The following is a 2,226-nucleotide window of genomic DNA, read 5'->3' as shown; positions in this document are numbered from 1 at the left end:
TTTCAAAGATATCAGACGTAGGTTTACTTTCAAAGGCGTTATTCCTCTTTTGGATAAAATCAATAACCGAATCTACACCAACATGTTTGGTCTGAACAACGACCTCACAGCAGCCGAACTTTTGGCAGCTTTGGCTGAGGTTAGAGACAAAATGGTAAGCAACCACAACTCTATGTTTTTGGGAGAACTGGACAGATTCATCAGAAGAGTGAAGTTGTTTGGCATGCACTTCGCTAGTCTCGACATCAGACAGGATAGCAGCATACACGAAGCTGTCTTTCAAGCTGTTGTGAGCAAATATAAAGTTTCTGAGAAACCATACGCCGAGTGGTCACATGAAGAAAAAGTGGCATTTTTGACCAATAATGACATCACTGTAAACGAAGACGAATTTGAGGATCCTTTGGTAAAAGATACGTTCAAAACCATCAAGGCCATAAAAGAAATTCAGACCAAAAATGGCGAGAAGGCTTGCCATAGATACATTATTTCAAACTCCACTTCCTCGTGTTCGGTACTTGAAGTGTTGGCCATGTTCAAATTCTGTGGTATTGAAGAAATAAATGTCGACATCGTCCCGCTTTTCGAAACCATCGAAGGCCTAGACACAGCGAGACAGTCGATGAGCGAACTCTATAACCTAGAATATTACAAAAAACAGTTAAAATACCGATCTGATTTTCAAACCATTATGTTGGGATTCTCCGACGGCACAAAAGACGGAGGATACATAAAAGCTAACTGGGAGATTTACAAAGCAAAGGAAAACCTAACCGCAGTCTCCATGGAAAATGGTATAAATGTGGTCTTTTTCGACGGCCGAGGTGGTCCTCCAGCTCGTGGTGGCGGTAAAACACACCAGTTTTACGCCTCACAAGGTCCGAGCATTGCCAACAACGAAATTCAGATTACCATCCAAGGGCAGACGATTTCGTCGATGTATGGATCAAAACCACAGGCAATTTTCAACTTCGAACAGCTATTGTCGGCAGGTGTGATAAACGACATATTTACTGATGATAAGTCGCTGATAAGCAAACAAGAGCGTGACCTGATAGAAGAATTGGCTGAGGTTGGGGGTAAAAAATATTTAGAACTAAAAAATCATCCGCTTTTTGTGTCCTATCTAGAGCACAAAAGCCCATTGAAATATTACGGAAAAACGAAAATCGGAAGCCGTCCGAGTAAGAGAAACACTTCTAGTCAGCTCAAATTGAGCGACTTACGAGCCATTCCGTTTGTGGGTTCATGGAGTCAGTTGAAACAAAACGTTCCAGGATTCTTTGGCTTTGGTACTGCTCTTCAATCAAAAATTGATGAAGGCAAATTGGAAGAATTGAAGGACCTTTTCGAGAATTCATTGTACTTCAAAACCTTGATGCAGAATAGCATGATGGCACTTTCGAAGACCTATTTCCCGCTGACTTCTTATATGAAAAACGACCCCATTTACGGTGAGTTTTGGAATATATTGTATGAGGAACAACAAAGAAGCATAACCAACATGCTCCTAGTTTCTGGTCAGAAACTCTTGATGGAAACCGACCCTATCAGCATGATGTCCGTAGAATATCGCGAAAATATCGTGTTGCCATTGTTAGCTATTCAGCAATATGCTTTGCAAGAAGTGGAAGAGAATTCAGACGAAAACGCCAAAACAGTTTTTGAGAAAATGGTAACCAGATCGCTTTTTGGAAACATTAATGCGAGTAGAAATTCGGCATAATATTATTTTACCAAATATTTAAAAAGGATTAAGAGAACTCGATTTTCTTAATCCTTTTTTTGTAAAAAATCTTCATGAACTTCATGTCATAATCACTTCATATTAAAAATCAAACGAATTTATTTTAACATTACGGAAGTTAAGAATTTAAGGGACATAAGACAAAGTGAAACCTTCATCAACTTCATTTCTTAATAACTTCATGTTAAAAACCAAAACTTATGCTTTTTTAACATTAAGAAAGTGAAGAATTTAAGGGACATAAGACAAAGTGAAACCTTCATCAACTTCATTTCTTAATAACTTCATGTTAAAAACCAAAACTTATGCTTTTTTAACATTAAGAAAATGAAGAATTTAAGAGGAATTAAGATAAAATGAAACCTTCATGAGCTTCATTTCTAAATCACTTCATGTTAAAAATCAAAACGAATTTATTTTAACATTACGGAAGTGAAGAATTTAAGAGATATTAAGACAAATAGAAACCTTCATGAACT

Annotated in this window: 1 protein-coding gene; it reads left to right on the top strand. The window is 37.3% G+C overall.

Annotated features, from left to right (window positions below):
- A partial coding sequence (locus tag EGI31_RS14740; protein ID WP_255037946.1) for a phosphoenolpyruvate carboxylase occupies positions 1-1,726 on the top strand: 1,726 nt, incomplete at its 5' end.
- Between the last annotated feature and the right edge of the window lie 500 nt (positions 1,727-2,226).

This window comes from Lacihabitans soyangensis, assembly GCF_024343775.1.
Lineage (GTDB): Bacteria > Bacteroidota > Bacteroidia > Cytophagales > Spirosomataceae > Leadbetterella > Leadbetterella soyangensis.
The sequence above is the reverse complement of the archived record's forward strand: the minus strand, read 5'-3'. Positions and strand labels throughout refer to the sequence as shown.